The organism is Ruegeria sp. HKCCA5463 (genome assembly GCF_013034175.1).
In the GTDB taxonomy this organism is placed as follows: domain Bacteria; phylum Pseudomonadota; class Alphaproteobacteria; order Rhodobacterales; family Rhodobacteraceae; genus Ruegeria.
Window position 1 is genome coordinate 1,001,803 of sequence record NZ_WQFL01000001.1, and the last position, 23,096, is coordinate 1,024,898.

Consider the following 23,096-nt stretch of genomic DNA (forward strand, 5'->3'; position numbering starts at 1 on the left):
TGGAGTGAAGGCAGCCTGAAGCCGCCTACTCCGCCGCCACCCGATCCGGGTTGAGCATGGTTTTCAGATACCTACCGGTATGGCTGCGTTCGACTTGAGCGATCTCTTCGGGTGCTCCGACGGCTACGATCTCACCACCGCCGTCGCCGCCTTCAGGCCCGATGTCGATGATATGGTCGGCGGTTTTCACCACGTCCAGATTGTGTTCGATCACCACGACGGTATTGCCCTGATCGACCAATTCATGCAGCACTTCCAACAGCTTGCGTACATCTTCGAAATGCAGACCCGTGGTCGGTTCGTCCAGAATATAGAGCGTCCGCCCGGTTGATCGTTTCGACAGTTCCTTGGACAGTTTCACGCGCTGCGCCTCACCACCCGACAGCGTGGTCGCCTGTTGACCCACCTTGATATAGCCAAGACCAACGCGGGCCAGCGCATCCATCTTGTCGCGGATCGATGGCACGGCCTTGAAGAATTCCTGCGCGTCTTCCACCGTCATATCAAGCACATCCGCAATGGATTTGCCCTTGAACTTGATCTCAAGCGTCTCGCGATTGTACCGCGCGCCCTTGCAGGTTTCGCAGGTGACATAGACGTCGGGAAGGAAGTGCATCTCGATCTTGATGACGCCGTCCCCCTGACAGGCCTCACAGCGGCCGCCCTTCACGTTGAAGCTGAAACGGCCCGGCTTGTATCCTCGCGCTTTCGCCTCGGGCAGCCCGGCGAACCAGTCTCGGATCGGAGTGAAGGCCCCGGTATAGGTTGCCGGATTCGACCGCGGAGTCCGCCCGATCGGGCGTTGATCGATATCGATGACCTTGTCCAGATGCTCCAAACCCTTGATTGTCTCACACGGCGCAGGCGTCTGCCGCGCGCCATTCAGGCGCATCGAGGCGGTCTTGAACAACGTCTCAATCGTCAGGGTCGACTTACCGCCGCCAGATACACCCGTGACACAAACAAACTTGCCCAAAGGAAATTCGGCCGTCACGTTCTTGAGGTTGTTGCCCGAAGCCTTTACCACCGCTACCTTTTTCTTGTTCCCCTTGCGCCGCTCGGCGGGCACCGGAATCTCGCGTACGCCCGACAGGTACTGCCCCGTGATCGAGGCTGCATCCGCTGCGATCTGCTCGGGCGTGCCGTGGCTGACCACCTGCCCGCCATGCACGCCCGCACCGGGGCCAATGTCGAACACATAATCGGCTTCGCGGATGGCTTCCTCGTCATGTTCGACGACGATCACGGTGTTGCCCTGATCCCGCAGATTCTTGAGTGTACCAAGCAACCGGTCATTGTCACGCTGGTGCAAGCCGATCGAGGGCTCGTCCAATACATAAAGAACCCCGGTTAGGCCCGATCCGATCTGGCTTGCCAAACGGATACGCTGACTTTCGCCGCCTGACAGGGTTCCACTTGAACGAGATAGCGTAAGGTATTCCAAACCAACATTATTCAGGAAACCCAACCGCTCGCGGATTTCCTTCAGAATGGCCCGGGCAATCTCGTTCTTCTGAGCGCTCAGATGGTTCGGAGCATCCTCGATCCAGGCAAGCGCTTCGCGGATGGACATTTGCACCACCTGACCGACATGCAGCCCCGCGATCTTCACGGCCAAGGCTTCGGCGCGCAGACGATACCCTTCGCAGGTGCCGCACGGGCGGTTGTTTTGGTACCGTTCGAATTCCTCACGTATCCACGCGCTATCCGTTTCGCGATAACGCCGTTCCATATTCGGAATCACGCCTTCGAAGCTGCGTGTCACCTGGTACACCCTTCCGCCCTCGTCATAGCGGAACTGGATTTCCTCATCGCCCGAGCCCCGCAGGAACACCTGCTGCACTTTGCTGGGCAGGTCTTTCCAAGGCGTGTTCTTGTCAAACTCATAATGACGCGCGATGGCCTCGATGGTCTGAAGGAAATACGGCGACTTGCCTTTCCTCCATGGCGCCAAGGCACCGTCATACAGTTTCAGCGTCTGATCCGGCACCACGAGACGCTCGTCAAAGAACAGCTCGACCCCCAAGCCGTCACAATCCGGGCAAGCTCCGAATGGCGCATTGAACGAAAACAGGCGCGGTTCGATCTCCGGGATTGTGAAACCGCTGACCGGGCAGGCAAAATTCTCGCTGAAGGTAATCCGTTCCGGCTCTCCTTCTCGTGGGGCGGTTTCCAGAATCGCGATTCCGTCCGCCAGATCCAGAGCGGTGCGCAGGCTATCGGCCAAACGCGTTTCCATGCCTTCACGAACAACCAGGCGGTCGACCACAACGTCAATATCGTGACGGAACTTCTTGTCCAATGTCGGGGGCTGATCCAGCTCATGGAACTCACCATCCACCTTCACGCGCTGGAACCCCTGCTTGCGCAGTTCCAGAAATTCCTTCCGGTACTCACCTTTGCGGTCGCGCACGATCGGAGCCAGCAGATAACCTCGCGTGCCCTCCTCCATCGCCATGATGCGGTCGACCATGTCCTGCACCTGTTGCGCCTCGATCGGCTGGCCGGTGGCCGGGCTGTACGGCGTACCTGCGCGCGCGAACAACAGACGCAGATAGTCATAGATCTCGGTGACGGTTCCCACAGTCGAACGCGGGTTCTTCGAGGTCGTTTTCTGTTCAATGGAGATCGCCGGAGACAGTCCACTGATATGGTCGACATCAGGCTTTTCCATCATGTCGAGAAACTGCCGCGCATAGGCGGACAGGCTTTCGACATAACGGCGCTGACCTTCGGCATAAATCGTGTCGAACGCCAGCGACGACTTGCCCGAACCGGACAGCCCGGTGATCACCACCAACTGATCCCGAGGGATGTCGACATCGATGCCTTTGAGGTTGTGCTCGCGCGCGCCGCGCACCTCTATATTCTTCAGCTCAGCCATTTTCGGCCCCCAACAAACAAGTGGTTTAGAGATAGGCGAGCTTGCCCGAGTCTCCAACAGAAAAGTTAGAACATTTAGTGAACGTACAGGTTTTCGCCGACCAAATCAAACGATGGGCATGGAATCGAACAGCTCAATGCCTGGCTATCTGGCGAACTTATGATTTTGAGAAGAAAATGGCGCGGTTGACGGGGCTCGAACCCGCGACCCCCGGCGTGACAGGCCGGTACTCTAACCAACTGAGCTACAACCGCGCATCTATTTCATGGCCTTTATCCTGGACCAAGGTTGGCAGCGATGGCGCGGTTGACGGGGCTCGAACCCGCGACCCCCGGCGTGACAGGCCGGTACTCTAACCAACTGAGCTACAACCGCCCGCTGCATGTTCATTGCTGAACGTTTGGGTGTATTATGGCCACGGTCGGGCAGCGTCAAGCGGCGTTTTGCAGTTTTTTGTCAGAATCCAGTTTTTTGTTTACCCGCTGTTTTTTGCCCTCGCGAATTGTTCAATTTCGCTTGCAGCGCCCCGCCAGGGAAGATATGACCGCGTGTCATGGGTGATTAGCTCAGTGGTAGAGCGCTTCGTTCACATCGAAGATGTCAGGAGTTCAAATCTCTTATCACCCACCACTCCCTTTCCGGATTTTCGCTTGGAGCCAGCGGGCTTGCCATGTCGCGCGTTCGGCGGCTATCGTGCCCTATTTGGCCCGATTAAAGGCCACACACTAAGGCTGAGGTCACCATGACGGGGTTAAAGCGCGACATCGGCCTGCTGGGACTGACCTTCATTTCAGTCGGAGGAATCATCGGTTCGGGCTGGTTATTCGGCCCCCTTCTGGCCGTTCAGCATGCAGGGCCCGCGGCCACGATCTCGTGGATTATCGGCGCGGTTGCCATGTTCATTTTGGCCATCACCTTCGCAGAGATTTCCGCCATGCTGCCCATTCCCGGAGGGATCGCGCGCGTGCCTCAGTTTTCGCATGGCAATATCGTTTCGATGGCCATGGGATGGACCGCCTGGATCGGCTACAACACCACGGCGCCCATCGAAGTCGAGGCCATGCTGAAATACCTGGCGCCGTATGCGCCTTGGTTGCATACGGCCGAGACAGGTGATTTGACCGGGGCGGGTATTTTCGTTGCGCTGGTTTTCATGCTGCTGTTCGTCGCGGTGAATGCGCTTGGGGTCAAGTTCTTCACGCGCGTCAATGCTGCGCTGACCTGGGCCAAGATCGCCATACCAGTTGTCCTGTCCATTCTGCTTGTCGCAAGCCGGTTCAACTTCGAAAACTTCACCCAACCGGATGGTTTTGCGCCCTACGGCGCGCAGGGTATCATGGCCGCCGTTTCCACCGGGGGCGTTATTTTTTCATTCATCGGCTTTCGCCATGTGGTTGATATGGCTGGCGAAGTTCGAAATCCAAAATTTGCAATTCCGGCCGCATTGGTGTTGTCGATTGTTCTTTGCGCCGTCATCTACCTTGGCTTGCAAGTGGCCTTCATCGGTGCGCTGGACCCATCCATGCTGTCCAAAGGATGGGCACAATTGAGCTTTGGTGGCGAAGGACCACTGGACGCCATCATCATGTCTGTCGGGCTGGTCTGGTTTCTGAGCCTGCTGAATGTCGGATCCGTGATAGGCCCCTTTGGAAACGGGCTGGTCGCAACCGGGTCAAACGCCCGTATCGCCCTCGCCCTTTCAAAAAACGGTTTTCTGCCCAAACGGTTGCAGGTTTTGTCGTCATTCGGGGTTCCGCTGTGGGCGCTGGGGCTGAACTTTCTGATCGGAACGGTTTTCCTGCTGACAGTACCCTTTACCACCGTCATTGCCCTGAACGGTGCGGCCATCGTTTTGTCATTTGCCGTCGGGCCCATAGCCGTGGTTTGCCTGCGAAACCTTATGCCAGATCATCCCAGATCGATCCGAATACCGGCCGTGCGACTTGTCGCGCTGACGGCCTTCGCCATCGCCACGATGATCGTCTATTGGAGCGGATGGGACACGGTCTGGCGGCTTGGCATCGCGCTGATTGTCGGGAAAATTCTGTTGCTGATCCGGTTCCGGGGACGTTTGGACGAAATGGACGTTACCGAGGCCCTGTGGCTTGTGCCTTATTTCTCAGGTCTTGGGCTGATCTCATTCCTTGGGCAATTCGGAGCCGGATCGTTGAAGCAGATCCCGTTTGGCTGGGACCTTCTGCTTTGCTTCCTGTTTTCGTCGATCATTTTCGTTCTTGCCGTCCGCTCAGCGCTGCCAGAAAAAAAATTCAATGAATACATAGCCGAAGAAGAAATACTTGATCCAAAGCAACCCGTCATTGGATTGTAAAAAAGGCAGGGCATTCGCCCCGCCTTTTTCATTCGCTCAATCTACTTAGTGTGCCGTGGCCGATGGCCCCGTCGCCTCTGACGAGGCTGCTGCGGCTGCGGCGGCCTCCTCGGCGGCTTCGTCCCATTCAACCGGCTCCGGTGTACGAACGAGAGCATGCTCAAGAACCTCCGAGACGTGCTTGACCGGGATGATTTCCAGCCCTTCCTTCACATTGTCCGGGATATCCGCCAGGTCCTTTTCGTTTTCCTCTGGGATCAGGACCGTCTTGATACCACCGCGCAACGCAGCCAGCAGTTTCTCCTTCAAGCCGCCAATCGGCATTGCGTTCCCGCGCAACGAAACCTCGCCCGTCATGGCGATATCCTTGCGTACGGGAATGCCCGTCAGAACCGATACGATCGATGTCACCATCGCCAGACCCGCTGACGGACCATCCTTGGGCGTTGCGCCATCCGGCACGTGCACATGGATGTCGATCTTGTCGAACTGAGGCGGTTTGACTCCGATCTTGGGAGAAATCGACCGCACATATGACGACGCCGCATCGATGGATTCTTTCATCACATCGCCCAGCTTGCCTGTCGTCTTCATCCGACCTTTGCCGGGAAGCTTCAGCGCCTCGATTTGCAGCAGATCGCCCCCGACCGAGGTCCAGGCCAAACCGGTCACGACACCGACCTGATCGTCCTGTTCGGCCAGACCGTAACGGAACTTTGGCACGCCCAGGAATTCATCCAGGTTTTCAGGCGTGACCGTAACGGTTTCCGCCTCTTTCTTGATGATCTTGGTCAGCGCCTTCCGTGCCACCTTGGCGATTTCGCGCTCGAGGTTCCGCACACCGGCCTCGCGGGTGTAGGTGCGGATTATCTTTTGCAGCGCGTCATCGGTCAGCTCAAATTCCTTGGTTTTCAGACCATGGTTTTTGACCTGCTTGGCGATCAGGTGCTGTTTGGCGATCTCGCGCTTTTCATCCTCGGTATAGCCGGCCAGTGGGATGATCTCCATCCGGTCCAGCAACGGCCCGGGCATGTTATAGCTGTTGGACGTGGTCAGGAACATCACGTTGGACAGGTCATATTCGACCTCAAGATAGTGATCCATGAACGTGTTGTTCTGTTCCGGGTCCAACACCTCGAGCATCGCCGAGGCCGGGTCACCACGGAAGTCCTGCCCCATCTTGTCGATTTCATCGAGCAGGATGAGCGGGTTCGTGGTTTTCGCCTTTTTCAGCGCCTGAATGATCTTGCCGGGCATCGAACCGATATAGGTCCGGCGGTGGCCGCGGATCTCGGATTCGTCGCGCACCCCACCCAAGCTAATGCGAATGAACTCGCGCCCCGTGGCCTTGGCGACGGATTTACCCAAGCTGGTCTTGCCCACGCCCGGAGGGCCGACAAGGCACAGGATCGGGCCTTTCAGCTTTTTCGAACGCTGCTGAACGGCGAGATATTCGACGATCCGCTCCTTGACCTTTTCAAGGCCATAGTGATCGGCGTCCAGTATATCCTGCGCACGACCCAGATCCTTTTTGACGCGGGATTTGGTGCCCCACGGCAAAGACAGAATCCAGTCCAGATAATTGCGCACCACGGTTGCTTCGGCTGACATGGGCGACATGTTCTTGAGCTTCTTCAGCTCGCCTTCCGCCTTCTCGCGCGCTTCCTTCGACAGCTTGGTCTCGGCGATCTTGGCTTCCAGTTCGGCGATCTCGTTCGCGCCGTCCTCGCCATCGCCAAGCTCTTTCTGAATGGCCTTCATCTGCTCATTCAGATAATACTCGCGCTGGGTCTTCTCCATCTGGGATTTGACGCGGGTCTTTATCTTTTTCTCGACCTGCAGAACCGACATTTCGCCCTGCATCAGGCCATAGACTTTTTCAAGCCGCTCGCTGACGCTGAGTGTTTCCAGCAGGTCCTGCTTTTGTTCGACCTCGATGCCCAGATGGCCCGACACAAGGTCGGCCAGCTTTGCCGGCTCGGTGGTTTCACCCACGGCCGTCAGCGCTTCTTCGGGGATGTTCTTGCGCACCTTGGCATAGCGCTCGAACTCGTCCGCGACGGTGCGCAACAGGGCTTCGGTTGTGGTGACGTCACCCGGGATTTCGGTCAGATATTCCGCCCGCGCCTCGAAAAACTCTTCGTTTTCAAGAAACTCGGTGATCTGCACGCGCGCCTGCCCTTCGACAAGCACCTTGACGGTGCCGTCGGGCAGTTTCAGCAGCTGCAACACATTGGCCAGAACACCGGACTGGTAAATACCGTTCTCATCCGGGTCGTCGACGCTGGGGTCAATCTGGCTGGACAGCAGAATTTGTTTGTCATCCTGCATCACCTCTTCCAGCGCGCGGACCGATTTGTCTCGGCCCACGAAAAGCGGCACGATCATATGTGGGAACACCACGATATCGCGCAGCGGCAGGACGGGGTATGAGGAATTCAGAGGCTCTTGCATGCTCTATCCTTATCGTTGGCAAGATGGCGCTTGTCCCTCATCGAGGCAACATCCGGCCATCTCCTGTCTTGGACGATAAAGGTGGGGCCTCATCGCCCTTTTTCAACCTTATCGCCATGTATCGTGTCGCAGCATGAACCGAGGTTTTCGGGACTGCAAGATGTCCCGGGAACATATCCACCGAAATTAGTGTAGCATGCATATGCAATGCGCAATTTCGGGGTCAGAACACCTGCTGCACTGCCCGGGACAGAAAAAAACCGTGGTCATCCAGGTTGCGACATTCCAGACCTTTCGTGGAGGAGGTGCAGGTAAATCCTCCGAACCGACCGGTTACACCGTATTCCGCACGGTCAAATCCGTCCCGGCTCCGGTTCAGTGGCTGGCACAGCAATTCCACGGGACCGGTGTCGAACATCTGAAAATCATGCCCCCAGTCAGATTGACAGTTCGCGGGGCGCGGCAACGCCGGAGGGCCGTATCTTTCTATGATCGTACACCGAATGTCCGAGGTCTCGGCGCTTTCCCCCACCGAACACTGAATGTTTTCGGATGGGGTCTCAAAGGTCCAGACGTCAGCAACGGCAGGGGATGCGCAAAAAATGACTGCGCCGAGGAAAAAGCGGAACATCAAAAATTCTCCGGGTCACAAACAAAACAACTTTGAACAAAGTGGTTTCAGAATACCGGAAAACCCCGCAATTGTCACCTGAACGGACAGGTTACAGGGGTTCGATGTCGCCCTGTGCGCGTTGCGCGTGGAACGCGGCCTGCCACGCCTCGAATGAGCCTTCAGCGATCGCGTCCCGCATGCCCTGCATGATTTCCTGAAAGTAATGCAGGTTGTGCCAGGTCAGCAACATGCCCGAGATCATCTCGTTGGCGCGGAACACATGGTGCAGGTAGGCACGTGAATAGTTCGAACAGGCCGGGCAAGAACAGTTTTCATCCAGCGGGCGTGGATCATCCGCATGACGCGCGTTCTTGATGTTCACCACGCCATGGCGCGTGAACACCTGACCGGTACGGCCCGAGCGCGAGGGCAGAACGCAATCCATCATATCGATCCCGCGCGCCACTGCTCCGACTATGTCATCCGGCTTGCCAACGCCCATCAGGTAACGCGGCTTATCTATGGGCAGGAAATCAGGCGCGTAATCGAGACAGTCGAACATGGCTTCCTGCCCCTCACCCACTGCCAGACCACCAACGGCGTAGCCTTCGAAACCAACCTTCTTCAACGCCTCGGCGCTTTCTTCCCGCAGGTCCCGCTCGAGACCGCCCTGCATGATTCCGAACAGAGCATGCCCCGGACGATCCCCGAATGCGTTACGGGACCTCTCGGCCCAACGCATCGACAAACGCATGGACTCGGCGATCCGGTCGCGATTTGCAGGCAATGCAGGGCATTCGTCAAAGCACATCACAATGTCGGAACCCAGAAGGCGCTGAATTTCCATTGATCTTTCTGGCGTCAGCTCGTGTTTCGATCCGTCAATATGGGATTTGAAGGTCACACCCTTTTCGGTAAGCTTGCGCAAACCGGCCAGCGACATGACCTGAAACCCCCCCGAGTCCGTCAGGATCGGTCGGTCCCAGTTCATGAACTTGTGCAACCCGCCCAGGCGATCAATCCGCTCGGCCGTGGGGCGCAGCATCAGGTGATAGGTGTTGCCTAGCAGGATGTCGGCCCCGGTGGCCCGGACGCTTTCCGGCATCATCGCCTTGACCGTCGCGGCGGTACCAACCGGCATGAAGGCAGGTGTCCGCACCTCGCCACGCGGAGTGCTTATGACACCGGTGCGCGCCTTGCCGTCTGTGGCCTTGAGCTTGAAAGAGAATTGCTGGGTCATGTCATCGCCTCGGATCGCCGAACCGGGCAGGATTTGCCCGATCCGATCGGTCTTTGCAACCCGTCAGGGCAAGGATGCAACGCGGTCAGTAAACAGACGCACGACACCCGCCCCATCCACATCACGACAAACATGAACTGCGGGACGATCCCGGTCAGGTTGCGTCGCACCTATCCGGTCGCCTTCCGTCACAACACGCAGCCCGGTTTCGACCATGTCGAACATGGCCCCGTGCGAACAGGCGATCACTGCGGTTGAATCATGCAGGCCGCACCCTTCCAATCCGCCGATTTCTTTATAGAATTTCAGGTAAAATCGAGAGATATCACGCAGAAAAGATCCCATGCCGGGCGATTTTTGAGCCAGCGCGTCGAAATCCGCGGTCTCGTAAAGTGTTTTCAGGGTAACGTCCAAACCAACCAGCACGGTCTCGGGCGGTGCGGAAAAGACCGCATCCGCGGCAACCGCATCGTGATAGACGTTGGCTTCTGCATGGTCGGTGACGTTGCCCTTGCAGTAGACGGCACCGCCCATGATCACCAAACGGCCGAGATTACCGGCAAATTCCGGGTCCAATCGCATGGCGTTGGCAATGTTGGTCAGCGGTCCGACCGCACATACCACCAACTCGTTTTTGTGCATCCGGGCCATCTCGGCCAGAAACTCTGCGGCGGGAAGATCATGGTTCCGTCCGATCTCGGGAATCTCGGTCAGATCGCCAAACCCTTCGGGACCATGGACATGGTCCGATGGGACGTGCATGTCAGCCCCCAGAGGGAAAGGCGCGCCTTCCGCCACCGGAAGGTCCAGGCCCAGCTTGTCCAGCAGGAAACGGGCATTGCGGCTGGACTGATGAACGTGCGTATTGCCGAAAACCGTGGTCAGGCCGATCAGGTCAAATTCAGGCGCGGCGGCGGCATAGGCAATCGCCATGGCATCGTCGATGCCGGGGTCTGTATCGATTATCAATTTCATCCCCGCCCGATACCGCAAACAAGCCGGGATGCAAAGCAGTCACAGCAGTTCGGCTCAATGCTGAATTCCCGTAGTGAGGCGTTTGCATCCGCCAGCTTTCCCTCCATACCAGAGTTGAAATCGAGCGACTCGATCCCCATATGTATACCATAGTACACAATAAAAAGAGGACAGAATGACCGAAGATCAGATCATCGGACTGCTTTCATCAAACATCATTTACCTGCTGGCCGCCGTGCTGGTGGTTATCGTTATTTTCAAGGGCATAAAGATCGTTCCGCAATCCGAAAAATACGTGGTTGAACGGTTTGGAAGACTGCATTCGGTGCTTGGCCCCGGCATCAATTTCATTGTTCCGTTTCTGGACGTTGCCCGCCACAAGATCTCGATCCTTGAACGCCAGTTGCCGAACGCGACACAGGACGCGATCACCAAGGACAACGTGCTGGTGCAAATCGACACCTCTGTCTTCTACCGCATTCTCGAACCGGAAAAGACGGTCTATCGTATCCGCGACGTTGACGGAGCGATTGCCACCACGGTTGCCGGTATCGTTCGTGCCGAGATCGGCAAGATGGATCTGGACGAAGTGCAATCGAACCGTGCACAGTTGATCACACGCATTCAGGAAAGCGTTGAAACCGCAGTGGATGATTGGGGAATCGAAGTGACCCGGGCCGAGATACTGGATGTGAATCTGGATCAGGCCACCCGCGATGCCATGCTGCAACAGCTGAACGCGGAACGTGCCCGCCGTGCGCAGGTGACCGAAGCCGAAGGCCAAAAACGCGCCGTCGAACTGCACGCCGATGCCGAGCTGTACGCAGCGGAGCAAACCGCCAAGGCGCGACGCATTCAGGCCGAGGCCGAGGCCTACGCTACAGGCGTCGTCGCCAAGGCCATTCAGGACAATGGCATCGAGGCTGCGCAGTATCAGGTTGCGCTGAAACAGGTTGAAGCCCTTAATGCACTGGGCAACGGTTCCGGCAAGCAGACCATAGTTGTGCCTGCCAATGCGCTCGAAGCCTTTGGTGACGCGTTCAAGATGCTCAAAGGAGGTAGATGATGGCTGATCCCTTTTGGCTGACCTGGTGGATCTGGCTGGCCGCCGCGCTGGCTCTGGGGATCCTGGAAATCGTTCTGCCCGGATTCATCTTTCTGGGCTTTGCAATCGGGGCCGCGATCACCGGTCTCATCCTCGCCATCCCCGGTCTGACATTGTCATTGCATGTGATTGCGCTGATCTTCGCGGTTCTTTCGTTGATCGCATGGCTTGTCCTGCGCCGGCTTTTTGCCTTGCCGCATGGTCAGGTCAAAACCTTCACGCATGACATCAATGACTAAGACACAGTGACGCTCACCCGAGCGTCACGCCCCTACTGGACGCTGTTGCAGGTATTCCCTATATAATCACTCAGGCAACTGACCCGAGGCAAAGATGACCCACCCGAGCGAACAGTTTGAAGGCACCCCGCTGATTGCGCCGTCAACGATTGAACACCCGCTGTACGAGGCAGTCGTCGAAGCGTGCCGCACGGTTTACGACCCGGAAATTCCGGTCAACATCTATGACCTGGGCCTGATTTATACGATCGACATTTCTCCGGACAACGCCGTGAAGGTAATCATGACCCTGACGGCACCCGGATGTCCGGTCGCGGGCGACATGCCCGGCTGGATTGTCGAGGCCATAGAGCCTGTTGCGGGCGTCAAGGAAGTCGATGTCGAACTGACCTGGGAACCGCCCTGGGGCATGGAGATGATGTCAGATGAGGCGCGCCTGGAATTGGGCTTTATGTAGCCATCAGGCACTTGCCCCCAGCCGACTGTCACGAAACTTTGGTGTTTTTGTCATCCTATCGTGCAGTCCCTGTCACACTCCTGACGGATAACACCCGAAGGTGGCATTCGCGTATTCGGTGCCTTCGGCTGGGTATGCCATGACCGCCCCCCGCTTCCCAGCTCAAGAATATGGGCCGTTCTTGCCCGAGAACGGTCCTTTTTTGTTCCGACAACGACGATCAATTCAGATTGCAGGTTTCCTTGATCTCTGCCGCTCTGGCGCCCAGTTGCTTGACGTAGTCACCTGACAGCATTTGCAGTCTTTTTTGCTCGGTTCCCGTGACCAGCCCCAACAGAGCCCCGGCAGGTGTTATGGCAGCAATGCTTTCCAGTTGTTTGTCTTCCGCATGTTTCTTTTCCGATGCAATTGCGCGCAGATCCCCTTCCGCCGTTGCACAATTCACCGGGTGCCGTTCCGATCCCGTGGCCGCCCAAGCTTCGTCGGACATCGCACACACGCTTACGGAAAAAAGTGCGGCCGCAAGTAAAGCTACTTTAACTTTCGACTCTAAATAATTCATATTTTTACCACTTCATGTCATGCCATCTATTCGGACGGGGTTCCAAAACTTCATAAGACTGATGCTAACCCCGCCTCCCGTATCAAAGCAAGTTTGCAGAGCGGCGACGCAGAAACACTAAGCTTTCCAGCGAATTCAATTTCTTTACACGACATTGCCTTGAGCAAAAGAGCCTTGGCCCCTAGATTGGGTGTAACGCGCGACAACGGAGATTTACATGTTCGGCATCCCCGGCAAACAGGCTGTGACCATAACGCCCAAAGCCGCAGAGCAGATTACCCGCCTGATGAATTCGGGCGGTCACGCTGGTTTGCGCATCGGCGTCAAAAAAGGCGGCTGTGCAGGCATGGAATACACCATGGAATATGTCGATCAGGCAGATCCTCATGACGAAGTGGTCGAACAGGACGGCGCGCGCATCATGATTGCGCCAATGGCCCAGATGTTTCTGTTTGGAACCGAAATCGATTACGAAGTGTCGTTGTTGGAATCCGGATTCAAATTCAAGAACCCGAACGTCGTCGACGCCTGCGGCTGCGGTGAGTCGATCAAATTTGACGAAAACATCGCCCAACAAGGCTAAGCCCGCCTCATCACTTTTCATTTGAACGTCGCATGCGGACCCATCTTCGATGTTTCCGTCCGGGATCAGCATGCGAGCAGAATTGTAAGATGATGCCGACAATGCTATCCGCATGCTAAAATCATCGGATGATCAGGGAGATACCGAAATGCGGCAGAAGCTGGCGGCTGGAAACTGGAAAATGAATGGGACCGGCGCTGAGCTGACCGAGTTGAAGGCGCTGTCTCAGATCCACCCGGCGGCATCGGTGGATATCCTGATTTGCCCACCGGCAACATTGCTCAGCCGCGCATCAATTGCCGTTCAGGGCACTGCTGTCTCTGTCGGTGGTCAGGACTGTCATGCCGCAAAATCAGGCGCGCATACCGGAGATATCAGTGCGGATATGCTGGTGGATGCCGGTGCAACATCGGTCATCCTGGGCCATTCCGAACGCCGCGTGGACCACGGTGAACATGATGAAGATGTGCGGGCCAAGGCGCGCGCAGCGATGGATGCAGGTCTGAAGGCGATCATTTGCGTGGGTGAAAGCCTTGAGCAGCGCGAAGCTGCCAATACGCTCGACATCATCGGCGGCCAGATGTCCGGGTCGATCCCGGATCAGTCAACCGGCGAGAACCTGATCGTCGCATATGAACCGATCTGGGCAATTGGCACCGGCAAAGTTCCCACCCTGGAAGAAATCGGGGAAGTTCACGACTTCATGCGCGCCCGGCTAGAGCGCCGCTTTGGCGAAGGCGTGGGCCGTTCCGTCCGCCTGCTTTATGGCGGTTCGGTAAAACCCGACAATGCGGCGGACATATTTTCAGTTTCCAACGTCGATGGCGCACTTGTAGGCGGGGCCAGCCTGAAAGCGTCTGATTTCTCAGGAATCATTCAAGCGCTGGAAGGCGCCTAATTTCAGACTTCGTCCCGCAGTTTCTTCGGCCCAAGGATCGGTTATTCAATAGATCGTCGCTTCAACGCGTTGCGGTCAGGGTTGTTCACTACAACAGGCCCGTCCCCTTTGATCGTACAAAAGTCCTGCCTTGCGCACGAAACTCCGTGAGTTGACGAAGATACGCGGGGTTCCGATCTGAGCAATGGGAAGCGAACAAATTACACTGGGTAATGGCGCGATATGTTTTCTGACGCCCCGCCTTGGGCAGGGCATCCAGCTCTTCCAGCACGGTCGGGTTGCCGCCCTGTACAGGATGATTGCGACCTTGTGAGACAACTCCGCCATCCCGCGCCAGAACCGATCCGATGCGACATCCGCCGTCGTCAAATCCGGCCTCCGCCTTTTCAGGAGCCACGCAAAATGCGTCTGTCAGAGCCGGTCAAAATTCCGAGCCGCGTGTGTGTACTATAAACTGCCGAAGTACTTTGGCTTGGCAAGTCAAGCGCATCAGGCCAGCTTCATCACCACAAGGCCTGTCACGATCAGAACCGCAGCTGCGATCCGCGCAGGTGTCAGGGCTTCGCCAAGAAACAGAATACCGACACTGAACGCCCCCACCGCACCGATCCCAGTCCAGATCGTGTATGCGGTCCCCAACGGCAAGTCCCGCATTGCAAGCGCCAGCAGACCAAATGAACCCAACATCGAAACGCCCATCACGGCCGTCGGCCACAATCGGGTAAAACCGGCCGACTGCTTCATGGCAACCGCCCAGACAATTTCCAAAAGGCCAGCAAACAGAAGAAAGATCCAGGGCATAAGACAACCTCATAGCCGTACGGGTCGTCCCGAATGATGTTCCAGAAAGCAGAGGTCGTCCTCTGTGCCTCAAATAAGAACCCATCGCGCGGTTTCAAGACACGAAAAAGCCGGGCAGTTGACACCACCCGGCTTTGTTCAGTTTTCAGACAGTCTAGTTGGTTATTATTTCCGGCCCCATGAACGTGTTGGGCAGGAAGGTCGATATCCACGGAATATACGTCACCATGATCAGGAAGACGAACAGCACCGCCAGGAACGGCAGCGCCGCCTTCACAACGCTCATCATCGGCATACCCGCAACACCCGAAGTCACGAACAGGTTCAGACCGACCGGAGGTGTGATCATCCCGATCTCCATGTTGACCACCATGATGATACCCAGATGGATCGGGTCGATGCCCAGCTCGATAGCGATCGGGAACACCAGGGGCGCTACGATGACCAGCAGGCCAGACGGTTCCATGAACTGACCGCCGATCAGCAGGATCACGTTCACCACGATCAGGAATGCGACCGGGCCAAGGCCCGCCGACAGCATCGCTTCGGCGATATGCTGCGGCACCTGTTCGTCGGTCAGAACATGCTTGAGGATCAGCGCGTTGGCGATCACGAACAGCAGAGTGACAGTCAACTTGCCAGCCTCGAACAGCGTATGCTTGGTGTCCGGGTGAAAGAACGCCGTGATCAGCGCATAGGGTTTTTTCAGCAGCGGCAGGTTCTGGGTGCCTTCTTCCGTGCTCAGCGGGCCCATGTCCTTGTACACAAAGCTGGCAATGAAGAACGCGTAGACTGCGGCGACTGCGGCGGCCTCGGTCGGGGTGAAGATGCCACCATAGATACCACCCAGAATGATGACGATCAGGAAAAGACCCCAACCGGCCTCACGGGCCGAGGTAAAGATCTCTCCCCAGCCTTTCCATTCGCCCTTGGGCAGGTTCTTGACCTTGGCCATGACATAGATGGTGATCATCAGCATCAAACCGGCCATCAGACCGGGAATAACACCTGCAAGGAACATGCGCCCAACCGAGACTTCAACAGCGGCGGCATATACGACCATGACGATGGACGGAGGGATCAGAATACCCAGCGTCCCCGCGTTGCAGATCACACCGGCGGCAAATTCCTTGGAATAGCCCACCTGACGCATCCCCGCGATGACGATCGAGCCAATGGCGACCACGGTCGCCGGAGACGACCCGGACAGGGCTGCGAACAGCATACAGGCAAAGACGCCCGCAATCGCCAGCCCGCCGGGCAAATGCCCGACACAGGCGATCGAGAACCGGATGATCCGTCGTGCGACACCACCTGTTGTCATGAAGGACGACGCCAGAATGAAGAACGGGATCGCAAGCAGGGTAAAATGCCCTTCAAAAGCCTCGAACAGCGTGCCCGCGACAGAAGCGAGTGAACTGTCTGAGTAGATCAGCAGAAACAGGGTCGAGCTGAGGCCAAGCGCAACCGCAATCGGCACACCGATCAGCAGCAGGCCGACGACCATCGAGAAAAGAAGTACGACGTCCATCAGTTGTGCTCTCCTTGCTGAGCGCGGACTTCTTCGATCTCGTCCTCGACTTCGTGGCTGGCGACAAGGCGGTCCGTTTCACCACGCCAGATCTGAACGGCAACCTGGGCGAACCGGATCACCAGCAGCAGCATCGATACCGGCAGCACAAGATAGGGCACCACCTTGGGAAGCTTCTCGTATCCTTCGCCATAGTTGATCAGGTCTTCCAGAAACCGCAGCGGAGCGACCATCGGGATATCGTCAACCTCATAGAAGCTCTGGCTGCGGGCGTCGAAGTTGAGCCCGGTCGGGAACCAGCGTCCGGATGTCGGCGGCAGATCCGCGAAGACCGCCCAATAGTCATAGGCGCCTTTCAGCAACAGCAGCGAAAACACCAGACAGCACCCCACAGCGATGAGCGCCAGAATGCGACGCGGCGCCGGGGCCAGCATGTTTAGGATCGCGTCAACACCCAGATGAGAGTGTTTCTTGACCGCGTAAGAGGCACCAAGCAGCACCAGCCAGCCAAAAGTGAACACCGTCAGTTCAAGCGCCCACAGGATATTGGAATTGAAAACAAACCGCGCGATCACGTTGGCAAATGTCACGACCGTCATCAGGCCCAACAGACACGCGATCAGGGTTTCTTCGATATGGTCGACCAGCCCGCCTTGGCCGGAATTCGCACCAGACATCTTTCTGTCCCCGCATTTTTTGTGATGAGAGAGTGTTGGGCGGGCTTGTTCAGCCCGCCCGGCCAGCGCGTCGAATACTCCCCAGTCCCCGGACGCGCTGCCTTTAGCCAGATTCAGAAGCCGGCGTTGATGGCCTGAGCCGCGTCGATCTTGTCCTGACCCACGTCACCTGCGAACTGGTCCCAAACAGGCTTCATCGCATCAACCCAGGCCTGACGCTGTTCCGGGGTCAATTCGCGGATGACACCGCCTGCTTCAACGATCGAAGCTTTGGCTGCTTCGTTCACGGCAAAGGCCTCTTTGTTCCGTGTTTCCGTGACTTCAGCCAGAATGGTCTGGAACTGGTCACGTACGTCCGGATCCAGGCTGTCCAGCCAGTCGACAGAGGTTACGACCAGATAGTCGATGATGCCGTGGTTGGTCTCGGTGATGCCGTCCTGCACCTCGAAGAACTTCTTGCCATAGATGTTCGACCAGGTGTTTTCCTGACCATCCACAACCCCCTGTTGCAGCGCGCCGTAAACTTCCGAGAACGCCATTTTTTGCGGGCTGCCACCAATGGCCTCCATCTGTGCCACCAGAACGTCCGAAGACTGCACGCGGAACTTCAGACCGTTTGCATCCGACGGATCGACCAGCGGCTTGTTGGCCGACATTTGCTTCATGCCGTTGTGCCAGAAGGCCAGACCCTGAAGGCCACGGCGCTGCATGCTGTCCTTCATCGCCTGACCATCGGCCGAAGCCTGGAATGCATCTACAGCGTCAATGTTCTTGAACATGAACGGCAGGTCAAACAGGCGGAACTGCTTGGTGAACTTCTCGAACTTTGACAGCGACGGTGCGGCCAGCTGAACGTCGCCCTGCAACATCGCTTCCAGCACCTTGTCGTCGTTGTACAGGGTCGAGTTCGGATAGACCTCCATGCACATCACGCCGTTCATCTCGTCATTGACGCGCTGTTCCAGCAGCGATGCGGCAATGCCCTTGGGGTGTTTGTCAGTGTTGGTCACATGCGCGAACTTGACGACGATTTCACCATCGTCACAGGCTGCCATCCCTGCGGTGGCTGTGACTGTCAGCGCCAGAGCGGTTGCTGCCGTTGTCAGGAATTTCATCTGTCTTTTCCTCCCAGACTTCCTTGAAACTGTCCTTCGACACCAATTCGGTATCAGATGCAGCGAAGTGAAACGAATCGGCACGATCCACTCAACGATTTGTTTTTTGCTCCTCGAGTTTCTATTTAGTGATTTTATTTCATAAGGTTATGAACCGTTCTGCAATGGATACTTGACGCACTCGAAACCCCGAGTGCGAAATTCCGCACAGCAATCTTCCAGTTTGTGCGGAAATCCGCACACCCTGCGAATCAAAACACCCGAATCAACTGGCGCGAAACCGCAGCCCGCGACAGCGGGCTGCCCGGCCCAACAGCTTTAGACGCATGTTAAAACGGAAAAAGGTGGCGGGAGCCCGACCGTTACCGCCGGTAATCCTCGGCCCGAATCTGGTACCTTGCCAGCTTGTCGTAAAATGTCTTGCGCGGCAGTTTCAATGCCTTCGCCGCATCTGATGCCTTACCGTTGTGACGACCCAGCGCCGCGATGAGCAGCGACCGCTCCACCCGCGCCATCTGTTCGCTGAGCCCCAGATCAGTTGCCTGCGCGACTTCTTCCGGCATTCCCAGCACGAAGCGCATCGCGGCTGACATCAGGGATCGCGCATTCCCCGGCCAGTCGCTGGCCATTAGCGACGCCAGATGCTCGGACGAGATTTCCGGCGCCACGATCCCCGCCTGTTCTGCGGCCTGTGCAACGTAATGGCGGAAGATCACCGGAATGTCGTCGGGGCGTTCTGCCAGCGATGGAATACGCACCCGCATGACATCCAGCCTGTAAAACAGGTCTGCATTGAACCGGCCTTCAGAACTCAGCGCTGAAAGATCAGCGGTCGTTCCTGCAATGATACGCCCGCCTGGTCCATGCTCGATGATCTCCAACGCCGCAAATTGCGTGGCATGGGGCATGGCCGAGACTTCATCCAGAAACAATGACCCACCTGCCGCATCTTCACAGCTCTCGGCCAAGTCGTCGGGGCTGAGGCTTGAGGCCGTGCGTTTGACAAATGGTCCCTGCCCTGCTGGCGACATCAGATGCACGACCTCGGCGACCTTCGAGATGCCGCTGCCTGGCGGTCCTGTCACAAGAACTTCGGCACCTGTTGGCGCAACGGTCCGAACCCGCTCGCGCAGGGCCTCGGCCTGGGGCGACAGGCCGAACAGCAAACGCGCGGCGGGGTCTCCTCGTTCCAGCTCGGATTTCGCCGCTCTTTGCTCCAATACCTGCGAACGGGCTGCAAAGGCGCGTTCAAGCACCTCCAGAAGATCGGACGCGGCGCACGGCTTTTCCAGAAAATCGAACGCACCCTTTCCCATGGCGTCGACGGCCATGGGAATATCGCCCTCACCCGTCAGAAGAACCACGGGAAGATCCGGATCGACCTCTCGGGCATAAGACAAAAGATGGAACCCGTCCCGCCCCGGCATGCGGATATCCGAGATGATGACACCGGGAAACTCGCGGCTGATGTGATCCTTGGCCGCCACAAAGGATCCAGCGGTTGTTGGCTGATAGTCCGCCAATTCCAGAGTCTGAGACAGGGCCTCGCGTACGGCTGCATCATCATCGACCAACAAAACCCTGCGCATCATGCGGCCTCTTCCTTGTCGCAGGGTTCCAGTTCTACGGTAAACATGGCCCCATCCGCCGTGTTCGCGCCCCGTATATCCCCACCAAAGCTTTGAACCAGCCCGTAGGAAATGGAAAGCCCCAGCCCCAAACCTTCTGACGATCCAACGCTTTTCGTGGAATAGAACGGCTCGAACATCCGGTCGGGGTCTTCAATGCCCGGGCCAGTATCCTGCAAGGAAACGCTCAATCGTGCGCCTTTTCGCAGCGTTATCGTAATAATCCGTTTTGGTCGCCCCAGCATTGCATCCGCCGCATTGTTGATCAGATTCACGAACACCTGCACCAAACGTACTTCACCCCCCCAAACATACACAGCGCCATTCGGGGGGTTCCAGTTCAGGGTTACATCGTCGTCTCGCAGGCGGGCCTCGGTCAGTTCAACAGCGGTGTTGAGAACCTGAATCAGGTCAACCCGCCCCATCGGTTCGCTTTCGTTGCGGGCAAAGGCGCGAAGGTTCTTGATGATCCGCGCCATCCGCGCCGCCATTTCCGAGATCCGGCCCAGGTTCTCGGCAGCCATTTCAGGTTTTCCCCGCGTCATGAACGCTGAACCGTTATCCGCGAATTGTCGTATGGCCATAAGCGGCTGGTTCAGTTCGTGGCTGATGCCCGCCGACATTTGCCCCAAAGCGCTGAGCTTTCCCGCCTGCACCAGGTCTGCCTGGGCCCGCCGCAGCGCCGCCTCGGCTTCTTCCCGTTCCGCCACTTCCTTGCGCAAACTGGCATTTGCCACTGTCAGGTCATGGGTACGTTTGGCCACACGGCTTTCCAGAACGGCATTCGCTTCTGCCAATGCCCGCCGCCGCTCCATGGCAAGAAAGAGCATGGCCCCAAAGGCCAGACAGATCGCTGCGACGGCCGCCGCCTGAAGCCTGGCAAGCTGAAGGGCCGGCGCCACGTCCACCAGAACCTCGGCAGTCATGTCGATCACCGGCAAATCAAGGGTCAGATGCAGCGCATCGCGCGGCAGGTAACGCCCCCAGTTCAAATGCCACAACTCGTGCCTGCCAACCTGTTTCGAGGAAAAATCGACGGCCGCACCATCTGGCGGCGTCAATCCCGCCTCACCGTCCGCCCGGCGCCAGAACAGCAGGTCGGATCTGTTGGAAATGAAAACGACACCATCTGAATCGACAAAGAAAACCGCCTCGGTACTGCCACGCCACGTTTGTTCAACGTCCTGAACATCAGCAACGACCATCAACGCGCCTTCGATCTGGCCAGACGGGCCAAAAGTGGGGGCGGCATAGGAATAGATCCGGTCTTCGCCCGAAGGTACAACCTCATGCGCACTGCCCAAGGCGCCCTGCATCGCACGGCGGAAAGCCGGATGATGGGCCATGTTGCGCTGGGACACAGGCTGCGCCGATACCAGCACCTGCCCGCTCGTATCCAGGTACATCATGTTTACGGCGGCAGTCTTGTCTGCAACGTCCAGCAGCATTTCCCGAGCCTGGCGTCTGTCGGCCTGTGTTTCCAGTTCATGCAAAACGGGATGTGTCGCCATCAGCACGGCAAGTTCCTGATACACTTGCATCTGCGTGCTCAGCCGGTCAGCCGCCAGCTCAAGATCTGCCTCTGCCTTCTCGCTCAGCTGAGACAGGGCCTGTCGATATCCATAAGACCAGACAAACCCCGACAATAGCCCAACGGCGAGCAAAAAACCGGAAATGAACCAAACCCTGTGCATAGACAGGGTCTTGCATTCAATGCGCCGCATGGCAAGTGTGCGGCGCATGAAGTCTTTTTCGCAATCACCGACAGACCCGGGTTTCGTCCAAAACCCCTACCCGTTCTACGACAAGGCGCGAGGCTCGGGCGATCTGTTCCATTGGCAGGACTACGGTATGGTCGCCGCGGTTTCATACCGCGCGGTTCGCGCCCTGTTTCGGGACCGCCGATTTGGCCGCGAGGTACCGCCCGAACTGGCAGAGCAAGGTCCCGCCCATCTGGCGCCCTGGCTGGCCATCGAGGCCCATTCACTGCTTGAGGCAGAACCGCCAAGGCACACACGCCTTCGATCATTGGTGATGCGCGCCTTCACGTCACGGGCGATTTCTGCGCTGCAACCTTCCATCGAAGATCTGTGCCACGGCCTGATAAAGGACTTCCCTCGGAACACGTTCGACCTGTTGGAAGCCTATTGCACTCAGGTTCCGGTGGTCACGATCTGCCGGCTTCTGGGCGTCCCCGAAGCCATGGCGCCCGATCTGCTACGGTGGTCTCACGATATGGTTGCCATGTATCAGGCCAATCGCACGCAGGACACCGAAGACACGGCCGCCAAATCATCTCGGGAGTTCACCGAATTCCTGAAGGAATACATAGAGCTGCGGCGCAATGATCCACGGGACGACCTGATAACCCGGTTGATAAGCGCCGAGGAAGAAGGCCAGAAACTGTCACTGGACGAGCTGGTTGCCACCTGCATCCTGCTGCTCAACGCAGGCCATGAGGCCACCGTGCATTCACTGGGGAACGGGGTGAAAACCCTGTTGCAGACCAGTACCGCCCCCGACGCCCTGGCACCGGATGGACTCGACGCAACCATCGAAGAAATCCTGCGCTATGACCCGCCTCTGCACATGTTCACACGTTACGCGTATGAGGACGTGGATCTGTTCGGCCATTCATTCAAACGTGGCGATCAAGTGGCACTGTTGCTTGGCGCGGCCAACCGCGACCCCGCTGTCTGGGCTGAACCGAACACGTTTCAGCCGAGCCGTCCGATTGAAGTCAACACAAGCTTTGGGGGCGGAATTCATTTCTGCGTCGGCGCACCTCTGGCGCGTCTTGAAATGCGGATTGCTTTGCCGATCCTGTTCGAAAGCTGTCCAAACCTGAAACTGGCTGCGCCGCCGCTTTACTCGGACAGTTATCACTTTCACGGGCTGAATCAGCTGCTGGTCAGACGTTAGCCATCACATTTCGCATATCTACACGACGCTTCCGGCGATTTTGCTTCCGGCCGGATGAAAACACCCATCAGTTCATCTGGCTC

The 23,096-nt window shown here is 57.3% G+C and carries 20 protein-coding genes and 3 tRNA genes; 8 read left to right on the forward strand and 15 right to left on the reverse strand.

The genetic code is table 11. The features are described from left to right. Positions 1–25: 25 nt before the first annotated feature. The 3 genes from uvrA to GOW09_RS05025 all read right to left on the reverse strand — a co-directional run bounded on the left by uvrA (position 26) and on the right by GOW09_RS05025 (position 3,259). Complete coding sequence (gene uvrA, locus GOW09_RS05015; protein ID WP_171116126.1) at positions 26–2,884, reverse strand: excinuclease ABC subunit UvrA; 2,859 nt, start codon at positions 2,882–2,884, stop codon at positions 26–28. A 177-nt stretch (positions 2,885–3,061) separates the two neighbouring features. Further along, positions 3,062–3,138, reverse strand: a tRNA-Asp gene (locus tag GOW09_RS05020). Positions 3,139–3,182: 44 nt separating this feature from the next. Beyond that, positions 3,183–3,259: transfer RNA gene (locus GOW09_RS05025), tRNA-Asp, on the reverse strand. A gap of 180 nt (positions 3,260–3,439) precedes the next feature. Between GOW09_RS05025 and GOW09_RS05030 the strand changes: the two genes are divergently transcribed. Continuing rightward, positions 3,440–3,514, forward strand: a tRNA-Val gene (locus GOW09_RS05030). A 112-nt stretch (positions 3,515–3,626) separates the two neighbouring features. After that, complete coding sequence (locus tag GOW09_RS05035) at positions 3,627–5,213, forward strand: APC family permease (RefSeq protein WP_171116128.1); 1,587 nt, start codon at positions 3,627–3,629, stop codon at positions 5,211–5,213. Between the two features lie 45 nt (positions 5,214–5,258). On the opposite strand, the gene lon is transcribed toward GOW09_RS05035, so the two are convergent. From lon to GOW09_RS05055, 4 genes are all read right to left on the reverse strand, one after another. Next, positions 5,259–7,667, reverse strand: coding sequence for an endopeptidase La (gene lon, locus GOW09_RS05040; protein WP_171116130.1), 2,409 nt, complete (start codon positions 7,665–7,667; stop codon positions 5,259–5,261). A gap of 223 nt (positions 7,668–7,890) precedes the next feature. Next, positions 7,891–8,298, reverse strand: coding sequence for a DUF6636 domain-containing protein (locus tag GOW09_RS05045; protein WP_171116132.1), 408 nt, complete (start codon positions 8,296–8,298; stop codon positions 7,891–7,893). Between the two features lie 91 nt (positions 8,299–8,389). After that, positions 8,390–9,520: a tRNA guanosine(34) transglycosylase Tgt gene (tgt, locus tag GOW09_RS05050; RefSeq protein ID WP_171116134.1), complete on the reverse strand. Its 1,131-nt coding sequence runs from the start codon at positions 9,518–9,520 to the stop codon at positions 8,390–8,392. Between the two features lie 63 nt (positions 9,521–9,583). After that, entirely contained in the window at positions 9,584–10,495 is a 912-nt protein-coding gene (locus GOW09_RS05055; protein WP_171116136.1) for a nucleoside hydrolase, read from the reverse strand. A 175-nt stretch (positions 10,496–10,670) separates the two neighbouring features. Between GOW09_RS05055 and GOW09_RS05060 the strand changes: the two genes are divergently transcribed. From GOW09_RS05060 to GOW09_RS05070, 3 genes are all read left to right on the forward strand, one after another. After that, entirely contained in the window at positions 10,671–11,561 is an 891-nt protein-coding gene (locus GOW09_RS05060; protein ID WP_171116138.1) for an SPFH domain-containing protein, read from the forward strand. Next, the gene (locus tag GOW09_RS05065) at positions 11,561–11,839 is read left to right on the forward strand and encodes an NfeD family protein (protein ID WP_171116140.1); all 279 of its coding nucleotides are present in this window, start codon (positions 11,561–11,563) and stop codon (positions 11,837–11,839) included. Before GOW09_RS05060 ends, GOW09_RS05065 begins: the two co-directional genes overlap by 1 nt. 94 nt (positions 11,840–11,933) lie before the next feature. After that, positions 11,934–12,296 carry an SUF system Fe-S cluster assembly protein gene (locus tag GOW09_RS05070; protein WP_152457849.1) on the forward strand — a complete coding sequence of 121 codons (363 nt, stop codon included), beginning with the start codon at positions 11,934–11,936 and terminating at the stop codon, positions 12,294–12,296. A 220-nt stretch (positions 12,297–12,516) separates the two neighbouring features. Here the strand turns inward: GOW09_RS05070 and GOW09_RS05075 are convergent, their stop codons facing one another. After that, complete coding sequence (locus GOW09_RS05075) at positions 12,517–12,786, reverse strand: hypothetical protein (RefSeq protein ID WP_253284171.1); 270 nt, start codon at positions 12,784–12,786, stop codon at positions 12,517–12,519. A gap of 289 nt (positions 12,787–13,075) precedes the next feature. On the opposite strand from GOW09_RS05075, the gene GOW09_RS05080 reads away from it, so the two are divergent. Continuing rightward, a complete protein-coding gene (locus GOW09_RS05080; protein WP_171116144.1) occupies positions 13,076–13,441 on the forward strand; it encodes an iron-sulfur cluster assembly accessory protein in 366 nt (121 codons plus the stop codon). A 148-nt stretch (positions 13,442–13,589) separates the two neighbouring features. Beyond that, positions 13,590–14,339, forward strand: coding sequence for a triose-phosphate isomerase (gene tpiA / locus GOW09_RS05085; protein WP_171116146.1), 750 nt, complete (start codon positions 13,590–13,592; stop codon positions 14,337–14,339). A gap of 88 nt (positions 14,340–14,427) precedes the next feature. On the opposite strand, the gene GOW09_RS22285 is transcribed toward tpiA, so the two are convergent. The 7 genes from GOW09_RS22285 to GOW09_RS05115 all read right to left on the reverse strand — a co-directional run bounded on the left by GOW09_RS22285 (position 14,428) and on the right by GOW09_RS05115 (position 21,833). Then, complete coding sequence (locus GOW09_RS22285; protein WP_217360254.1) at positions 14,428–14,736, reverse strand: hypothetical protein; 309 nt, start codon at positions 14,734–14,736, stop codon at positions 14,428–14,430. Positions 14,737–14,828: 92 nt separating this feature from the next. Next, positions 14,829–15,140: a multidrug efflux SMR transporter gene (locus GOW09_RS05090; protein WP_171116148.1), complete on the reverse strand. Its 312-nt coding sequence runs from the start codon at positions 15,138–15,140 to the stop codon at positions 14,829–14,831. Between the two features lie 154 nt (positions 15,141–15,294). Further along, positions 15,295–16,671 (reverse strand): TRAP transporter large permease, encoded by a 1,377-nt coding sequence (locus GOW09_RS05095; protein ID WP_152457844.1) that lies wholly within the window; start codon positions 16,669–16,671, stop codon positions 15,295–15,297. Next, positions 16,671–17,348, reverse strand: coding sequence for a TRAP transporter small permease (locus tag GOW09_RS05100; RefSeq protein ID WP_171116150.1), 678 nt, complete (start codon positions 17,346–17,348; stop codon positions 16,671–16,673). The genes GOW09_RS05095 and GOW09_RS05100 overlap by 1 nt, the downstream gene beginning before the upstream one ends. Positions 17,349–17,461: 113 nt before the next feature. Beyond that, a complete protein-coding gene (locus GOW09_RS05105) occupies positions 17,462–18,463 on the reverse strand; it encodes a DctP family TRAP transporter solute-binding subunit (protein WP_171116152.1) in 1,002 nt (333 codons plus the stop codon). Between the two features lie 362 nt (positions 18,464–18,825). Continuing rightward, positions 18,826–20,055 carry a sigma-54 dependent transcriptional regulator gene (locus GOW09_RS05110; protein WP_171116154.1) on the reverse strand — a complete coding sequence of 410 codons (1,230 nt, stop codon included), beginning with the start codon at positions 20,053–20,055 and terminating at the stop codon, positions 18,826–18,828. Then, positions 20,052–21,833 carry an ATP-binding protein gene (locus GOW09_RS05115; RefSeq protein WP_171116155.1) on the reverse strand — a complete coding sequence of 594 codons (1,782 nt, stop codon included), beginning with the start codon at positions 21,831–21,833 and terminating at the stop codon, positions 20,052–20,054. The genes GOW09_RS05110 and GOW09_RS05115 overlap by 4 nt, the downstream gene beginning before the upstream one ends. Here GOW09_RS05115 and GOW09_RS05120 point away from each other — a divergent pair. Further along, positions 21,832–23,013, forward strand: coding sequence for a cytochrome P450 (locus tag GOW09_RS05120; RefSeq protein WP_171116157.1), 1,182 nt, complete (start codon positions 21,832–21,834; stop codon positions 23,011–23,013). The two genes, GOW09_RS05115 and GOW09_RS05120, sit on opposite strands and share 2 nt — an antisense overlap. Positions 23,014–23,096: the final 83 nt, after the last annotated feature.